The sequence below is a fragment of the Vibrio hangzhouensis genome (genome assembly GCF_900107935.1).
GTDB classification, from domain to species: domain Bacteria; phylum Pseudomonadota; class Gammaproteobacteria; order Enterobacterales; family Vibrionaceae; genus Vibrio; species Vibrio hangzhouensis.
In genome coordinates, this window is sequence record NZ_FNVG01000053.1 from 1 (window position 1) to 7,286 (window position 7,286).

Consider the following 7,286-nt stretch of genomic DNA (forward strand, 5'->3'; position numbering starts at 1 on the left):
TCAGAGTGCGAGACCAATGGCCTGCCTTGTTGTGAGATGTGGTACGTTGGGCCAGTTCAGCGGTTGGCTCGTACTCTGCCAAGATACGTCCCCATAAGTAGGTGCCATAGTCATTAGTGTTATTAAAATCAGTACTGATGAAGTTGACGGCATCAAATTCACTGGCGTCTACAGAGTTTGGGTCAACTATGACAAGATGGCCTAAACCGGTTTCCGTTGTACTGGCAAAGAAGTGTTGTGAGGTCTCGTTGCTCTTGGCGATCTGCCTCGCTGCAGCAGCTACTCCCACTTTCTTTGCTGCCTTAAGGGTTTCTACTTTAAATTCAGGAGAACGGATAATACGTTTTTTCTTGCTTGTCATGGTTCACCTCGTCAGTGATTTTACTTACTTAACTCGGTGTCCAAAACTGCTGGTGCGGATCAGTCTTTCAAACTTTTATGTGGCTGCACAATCAAATGTTGTTGTGCAAGCTTATGTTTTTGTTGGTATGTTTCGATTAGATTCTGCTGAGACTTACCAGCGTTTCCGTAAAAAAGACAGTTGTTTGAACTCAAGAATTCATAGTGATTGGCTATAGAATCCAAAACATAATCAATCCTTGCTAAGGTTTTACTTGTACAACTTTTGCCATGTAAGTCGTCTTCAATATCTAGCACATGGGATCTGAATGATTCAGCTTTGTAGAGATTTCTCAATGCGTTACCGTTCTTCAAAGCTTCAGCCCATATATTGGCGATATCTTGGAAGTGTTGAATAACCTCAGATGATGCATTGCTTGCTTTCAACCATGATATTTTTTTGTTGAAGACATCTATTGCTACAGATTTTAGGTCGAAAAACAAAGCTACTTTATCATCTTCACTTAGATTATTTCTATCTAAAAGCCATCCAAAGAAAAATCGGGTCTCGAACCGTTCAACGCTATGAAAAATAGGATCAGACATACCGTTGCTATTTATATCGACGAGTGGGTTAAACGGATACATATAACCAAAATCGAATAGAAAAACTTTACCATCTTCAGTAATTAAAATGTTACCTTCGCAAAGATCCCATTCCATTAGCCCATATTGCTCACATAGTGACGTGGTTTCTAATATTTGCTTGAAAATGTTTTTATTTAAATTTTCTAGCGGCTTACCTTCGATCCAAGGGGATAGGATTATACCCAATCGATAGTTAGCATATATAGTATCTACGATGTTAGGCAGGACTTCAGGAGCATCTTGGGTGGATTTTAATTTGTAAAAATCAGCTCTACGTTGAACTTCATTCAAAAATGAGAGTTTACCATCTATGTTAGAAACGAGTGCCGAAGCTCTCTTTTTCTTGAGAGTATATTTTTTGCTATTAATAGTAAGTTGATAAACTTCAGCGGTCAGGCCTGAATCTATTGATTTTGTTACATAATCTGAAGCTTCGTTAATGCTTGCTAAGATAGAAGGATCTAAAGGACAGTTTTCAGGAGTGCCAACTTCAATGTTGTCCCCACTTGCTTCAAACTCCGTTTGTTGCTTTTGCCTAGTGTTCATATAAATCTCCCTTTTTCTAAAACGGGGATGAAAAGTCATCCCCCCAAATTTTATGCAATTGTAAGAACTTCTTCAGGGGGCCTTCTGGTCTTTTTTTGCCAGTTCCCATCTGCAGCTTTGCCTACGGTAATTAAAATTGTTGGGATTAGTGAATTACTTAGATTGAATGAGCGCTTGACCATTTCAGGATCGAAGCCACCTACACTACCTGTATCGTATCCCTTGGCTTCGGCAGCATAGATCAAACTCATTGCCAAAAGAGAAGCTGAGCGAATAGCTTCATCCCTTCGAAGCGTTGCACTGTTTTTGTGGCTGTTAGTCGCCATCTCAACCCACGCATTCTTAATAGTGTCAGGGATGATCTGCTCTTCCACATCACTTTCTAAAATATCACTAATGTGCTGATACCCTTCACTATCACCACAAACCACATATGTAACCGCGGCATCTTTAGTTTGAGGTTGACCATATGCTGCTTCACAAAGTTTCTCTTTGGCTTCTGTAGAGTGTACAGCCAAAATATACCAATTTTGTAAATTGAATGCCGATGGGCTTTGAAAGGCGTAGTTTGCAATCTCTTCTACTTCAGATTTTGAAATAGAAATCTCTGGGTTGTATATACCTGTCGTTTTTCGATTAACAATTAAATTTAGCATGCTTTCCATAATATTTTCCTTTTAGGTCACAAGTCGTTTAGTGTCTGGTTAATAATAGCAGTTTCATTGTTTACTGTTGGTTAACTGTATTTTCACGGAAATGAATTAATGAATGTAATATATTTGTAAGGATGTGGTTTTTGGTTGGTTTATAACGAGGTGTTAGATGAAGATAGAGTTTTTTCATGACGTAGTCTGTGGTTGGTGTTATATACAATCACCAGTACTTAGAGCTATACAGGCAAAAATTGATGTCAAAGTTGTTCATCGCAATTTTATTCTACAGAGAAATGACAGAGAAATGATTTCTAAGTGGGGCTCACTCGAAGGCGCTAAAGAGCAAATTTTGCAACATTGGGAATCTTGCTCAGCTTTTGAGGGAAAATCTGACAGGTTCAATATCGATGGTATGCGCGAGGCGGATTTTCACTATCCTAACGGTCTTATAGCTGCTCAAGCGACTAAGGCTGCCGAGATTCTCGGGGGACAAGAAGCGCATTGGGACATGTTTGATGTTCTTCAAAGGTATCATCTTCAAGAAGCAAAGAATGTTGGAGATATTGATGTGGTTAAAGAAGCAATAACTGAGCTTGATTATGAACCGGAAAAGTTCTTAGATGTTATGTTCTCTGAAAATGTTAAAAATGATTTGAATAAAAACTCACTATTAGCGCTCAACTATGGCGTGCGCTCAATTCCGACACTTGTTGTTGATAGTAAATATCTAATCCGTTCTACAACTAAGTATCAAGACTTAGTAAATACATTAGTAAATTTGGGGGCTGTGAATCTTGAATAGTGAATATTATATGGGGATAAAAGGAGCAGAAAGTGTTTCTCCACGCTAGAAAAGAAAACAAATACGTGGTGAATTTTTGCCATTTTTTCTAACCAGAGTGAGTTCTAGTAGTTGGTGTATCAAATGGCTTTTCTTCGTCGTGATTGGCAGAGAACTCGCTAGGGAATGGCAGGATAACGATTTTTGAGCTGAGCATTAGCAAGGTGAAAGAAGTGAAGAGGAGTGTCAACAACGTATGTATTGAGAACAAAATTGATGTTCTGCATATGTTAGTTCAAAATTACTTAAGCACCGGTGATGGTTATTACGTTGACTGGGCTGATTGGATGTGAATCGAAAAGAGTACTTAAGTTACTATGAATATCTGATTTCCTTCTTGAACGTGGTTGGTTTTGGATGTAACGGTGAGGTATATTTTAAAGCCAAATTGGATACACTTGTAAACATGATAAAAGCTGACACAAGTATGGTGTCAGCTTTTATATTACCAAGGGGGATTGGCGTGTTGATAAGCTATAATAGTGGTTTTAGCGGAGATGGATATGGATAAGATTAGAGCCCTAACTGTATTTAGGCGTATAGTTGAACTTGGTAGCTTCCAAGCTGCGGCAAACGACTTGAAGCTTTCTAAGGCCGCAGTTACAAAGAATATGAATGAGTTGGAGCTAGCTCTAAATACCCCTCTAATCAATCGTACGACAAGGAAGTTGTTCGTAACAGAAGCTGGTCTAGAGTACTACCGAGAAGTGTGTTTGGCCTTGGATACTATTTCAAACGCGGAGCAAACACTCTCTTTTAATCAACAGCATATCGCCGGAAAGCTTAAGATCGGTGCCCCGCTGTCACTAAGCATAGTGTTGATTAACGAACTTATCTGTGAATTTTCAGACCACTACCCATCTGTTTCCATTGAAGTTGTAATGGATGATGAACAAATCGATCTAATATCTCAAGGTGCAGATGTGTCAATACGAGGCAGCAGCACTTTGTCTGATTCTTCTTTGAGGTCAAGGAAGTTGCTTGGACTAAAACGGGTCTTATGTGCCGCCCCTGAGTATCTAGAGTCTTCTCCACCAATTCTAAGTCCAACTGATATTAAGTCACATAAGAGTCTTGTTTATAGTTTGGCGTCGACGAACAAGTGGAGGTTGAGTAGAGGTGATGAAAGTGAAGACGTAGAGCCTGTTGCTTCAAACTATATAGTTAATAATAGCTTGGCTTTAGTACAAGCTTGTAAGTTTGGTAAAGGTATTGCGTTGACACCATGCATCTATGTTAAGTCCCTGTTGGAAAATGGGGAGCTAATAGAACTCCTCCCAGACTGGTCTCCGGAGGAGCACAGCTTATATGCTGTTTATCCTAGTAGCCGAGCAAACTCACAGCTTGTCAGAAGTTTTATAGATTTTTTAGTCGATCGCCTGGAGCGAATTTAGAGCTTGTTGGTTTTGGCATAACGATTTTGCAAATTGAAAAAAGGACAAGGGCGATACCGGTCCCTTGTGACACGCTTACTGATTGGTCTAAAGCTAACCAGCCCAAGGTAATTGCTGTAATAGGACTCAAAAAACCGAGAGAGGTAACTACTCCAAGCGGGAGCTTTTTTACGCCATCAAACCAAATGGTGTATGACACAATGGCACCGAATAATACTAAGTAGCCGTATCCGTACAAGTTTTTAGACTCTATAGATGTAGGGTAAACGTCAAAAAAGGGAGAAATGCAAAGTAATACTAAACCGCCATATAACAATTGATAACCGGTAAATGCAAAAATATTCATGTTTGTGGACCATTCTCTTGACAAAAATGTACCGAAAGACATCGATATTGCCCCAATTAGGCCAGCAGCAACTCCGGCTAAGTTCCAGGAGACTTTAGGTGTTAAAAAGATAAAGCACAGGCCAATAAAAGCAATCAACAACATCAATTGTTTTCCCTTATCAACTCGTTCCCCTTTGAATAAAAATGCTAATGATAAAATAATGGCTGGCTGTAATGAGTTTATTAATGCAGCTACACCGCCAGGAAGTTTATAAGCGGAGATAAAAAGCATGCTTTGAAAAAGAGAAATATTTAAAATGGACAAAATAAAAAGCCTTTTTGCTGTTGTTTTATTTGTCCTTTCACCGAAAATGAGTAGCAAAATCAAACCTGATGGTACACACCTAATCGCGGCCGCCAAAAATGGTTGATTTGGAGGTAGAAACTCTGTAGTCAAATAATATGTTGTTCCCCAGATTATAGGAGCTAGAGCTGTTGTTAAAGTTAGAGCAAGCATCTTATGTTCTCCAAAACTTTCTAAGATGATAATAATTATTTACTTATTGGGCCCTATTGCAATTCCTAATTGGTAAATTGACTGTTTACTAATTAGGGGTTTAAAAGTGTTGAGTCTTCTCCTATAGTTTTATTTTGTAATTAGTGCGGATAAGACTATTCATTAAAAATCAAATGTCGTCTCTTAATGGATTGTTTTCCATGCGAAAAACTAGAATTTTTATCTGGGGTGGTTGATTTTTTTGAGGGCGGTTGTTCTGGTTAAAATAATGCATTAATGATAAGGAGAGCTGAGAATGTTTACGGTAATCTATGAGTTTGTAATAAAAAAAGGCTTTGATATCGAATTCAGAGAGGCTTGGATCGATCATACCGAATACGTATTTGCCGATTGTGGGAGTTTAGGTTCTAGACTACACACTACTAATGTAGACCGTACCTATGTGGCATACGCACAATGGCCAAACCGAGAAACTTGGTTAGAGGCAACGGAAAGGTATCGAGATGTGCCTCCCGTTACATTAATAGAAATGAAAAAGTATTTGATATCATCATCAGTATTAAGAGAACTGAAAGTTTCTGATGATCTTTTGAAGTAGGGCCGTTTCTTAATTGAAATTGAACCATGCGGAACTTCTCACTTGGAATCAATTTGTATTGGTTTAATGCTCTCAATTACCAATTCAGGTGTTCACTTATCGCCACATTCGAAGTGCTTTGTTGCTTAAATCAGGAACCTGGCAGAGAAGAATAGAAGAATAACAAATATACGAGGCGTAGGATACTCACTCTAAGAAGGGGAGAGTGCAATTTATGTGTCTGGAAATTGACAGATTCATTAACGGAATAAAGTCCACTAGTGCGAATTACCAATACAAAATGCAAGGGCTATTTGACGTTAGTGGAGAGTGTATTGGCTACGAAGTCCTGATAGATCAACAGCGTAGCAAAGAGATATTGCCAGGGCCAAATGTACATAGTGATCTCACGTTTTCGTCTTCAACAAACTACCTGATTCAACGTATTAAGGTGGCCATTGAAAATCGCCGTTTCGAGTCGGAATGGTCAGGGAAATATCTGTTCCTTAATGTGGAAAGAAGTAACTTATGCGACATTACATTACTGACGAGACTCGTAGAGCTTAATCATTACCTGTTACAAAGACAGATAGTGCTCGTTGTCGAAGTGACGGAAAGAAATGTATGCGGAAGTTGCAACCGAATAGGAGAAGGACTGCTTTTGCTAAAGCAAAATGGGATTGTCACCGCTGCCGATGACTTTGATATTTATAATGGAGATTTTCGTCATAAAGAATTGGAAACAGGATGGTATGAGTTTATTAAGATACAGTCTCCGGAGACGAAAAAGGATATTGAGAAACTGGTTGTGTTCACGCACCTAAGACCTGAGAAAGTCATCATTGAGCGAGTTGAATCCGTGTCCATTTTCCATACTCTTTTGGATCTTCAAAGTGTCTTTTGGGGTTTTCAGGGTTATTGCTTTGATAAAGGCACGCCAATATATATTTAGCTTGGGGACGACAATGACGGGACATAGAAAATTCGCATAATCGGCATCAAGTTTTGAAAAACGCCGATTGGATAACGAAGCTTCCATTTTTGGCAGAAAGCCGTTCAAAGTGCAACAAAGCCACATTCGAAGCCCTAGCAGAAATGCTGGGGCTTTTTCGTTCTATCTACCTGAACAAAAACAAAAAAAATGCCGTCATCCTCATGCAAATGAGGATCTTCTAAAGCGAGTGACTACCTTAAAATGCTTGGTAATCTGAAAGCGCGTTAACTTTGTAGCGAGAAGATTAGAATGACTGCCTTTGATACAAAAAAGGTGCTCACGTGAGCACCTTTTGTCTACTTGTTAATGTCTAAATTACGGCTCGCAAGAGTCACCCGTTTTAGCTGTCCAGCTCGTCCCTGCGTCGTAAGAACACTGCTCAGCATAAGTGCCGTTCGTGTATGTCAGAGTGCGAGACCAATGGCCTGCCTTGTTGTGAGATGTGGTACG

General features: G+C 39.3%; 7 protein-coding genes and 1 pseudogene. 4 read left to right on the top strand and 4 right to left on the bottom strand.

Translation table 11 applies throughout. From position 1 onward, the window contains the following. From C4S60_RS23220 to C4S60_RS23230, 3 genes and pseudogenes are all read right to left on the bottom strand, one after another. Positions 1 to 361 (bottom strand): annotated as a pseudogene (locus C4S60_RS23220) (hypothetical protein); the annotation flags it as partial. A gap of 59 nt (positions 362 to 420) precedes the next feature. Beyond that, on the bottom strand, positions 421 to 1,533 hold the full coding sequence (locus C4S60_RS23225; protein ID WP_103882891.1) for a protein kinase family protein: 1,113 nt from the start codon (positions 1,531 to 1,533) through the stop codon (positions 421 to 423). A 50-nt stretch (positions 1,534 to 1,583) separates the two neighbouring features. Beyond that, positions 1,584 to 2,198 (bottom strand): nitroreductase family protein, encoded by a 615-nt coding sequence (locus C4S60_RS23230; protein ID WP_103882893.1) that lies wholly within the window; start codon positions 2,196 to 2,198, stop codon positions 1,584 to 1,586. Between the two features lie 157 nt (positions 2,199 to 2,355). Here C4S60_RS23230 and C4S60_RS23235 point away from each other — a divergent pair, with 157 nt between their 5' ends. Both C4S60_RS23235 and C4S60_RS23240 read left to right on the top strand, forming a co-directional pair. Next, positions 2,356 to 2,988: a DsbA family oxidoreductase gene (locus C4S60_RS23235; RefSeq protein WP_103882895.1), complete on the top strand. Its 633-nt coding sequence runs from the start codon at positions 2,356 to 2,358 to the stop codon at positions 2,986 to 2,988. Positions 2,989 to 3,530: 542 nt separating this feature from the next. Next, on the top strand, positions 3,531 to 4,421 hold the full coding sequence (locus C4S60_RS23240; protein ID WP_103882897.1) for a LysR family transcriptional regulator: 891 nt from the start codon (positions 3,531 to 3,533) through the stop codon (positions 4,419 to 4,421). On the opposite strand, the gene C4S60_RS23245 is transcribed toward C4S60_RS23240, so the two are convergent. Beyond that, positions 4,384 to 5,265: a DMT family transporter gene (locus C4S60_RS23245; protein ID WP_103882899.1), complete on the bottom strand. Its 882-nt coding sequence runs from the start codon at positions 5,263 to 5,265 to the stop codon at positions 4,384 to 4,386. The two genes, C4S60_RS23240 and C4S60_RS23245, sit on opposite strands and share 38 nt — an antisense overlap. A gap of 295 nt (positions 5,266 to 5,560) precedes the next feature. Between C4S60_RS23245 and C4S60_RS23250 the strand changes: the two genes are divergently transcribed. Beyond that, a complete protein-coding gene (locus C4S60_RS23250) occupies positions 5,561 to 5,863 on the top strand; it encodes an antibiotic biosynthesis monooxygenase (RefSeq protein ID WP_103882901.1) in 303 nt (100 codons plus the stop codon). Between the two features lie 214 nt (positions 5,864 to 6,077). Then, a complete protein-coding gene (locus tag C4S60_RS23255; protein WP_103882903.1) occupies positions 6,078 to 6,794 on the top strand; it encodes an EAL domain-containing protein in 717 nt (238 codons plus the stop codon). Positions 6,795 to 7,286 lie beyond the last annotated feature (492 nt).

Bases quoted from the DNA above. Each gene is read 5' to 3' on its own strand.
- C4S60_RS23225 (WP_103882891.1), bottom strand. From the start codon at position 1,533: ATGAACACTAGGCAAAAGCAACAAACGGAGTTTGAAGCAAGTGGGGAC.
- C4S60_RS23230 (WP_103882893.1), bottom strand. From the start codon at position 2,198: ATGGAAAGCATGCTAAATTTAATTGTTAATCGAAAAACGACAGGTATA.
- C4S60_RS23235 (WP_103882895.1), top strand. From the start codon at position 2,356: ATGAAGATAGAGTTTTTTCATGACGTAGTCTGTGGTTGGTGTTATATA.
- C4S60_RS23240 (WP_103882897.1), top strand. From the start codon at position 3,531: ATGGATAAGATTAGAGCCCTAACTGTATTTAGGCGTATAGTTGAACTT.
- C4S60_RS23245 (WP_103882899.1), bottom strand. From the start codon at position 5,265: ATGCTTGCTCTAACTTTAACAACAGCTCTAGCTCCTATAATCTGGGGA.
- C4S60_RS23250 (WP_103882901.1), top strand. From the start codon at position 5,561: ATGTTTACGGTAATCTATGAGTTTGTAATAAAAAAAGGCTTTGATATC.
- C4S60_RS23255 (WP_103882903.1), top strand. From the start codon at position 6,078: ATGTGTCTGGAAATTGACAGATTCATTAACGGAATAAAGTCCACTAGT.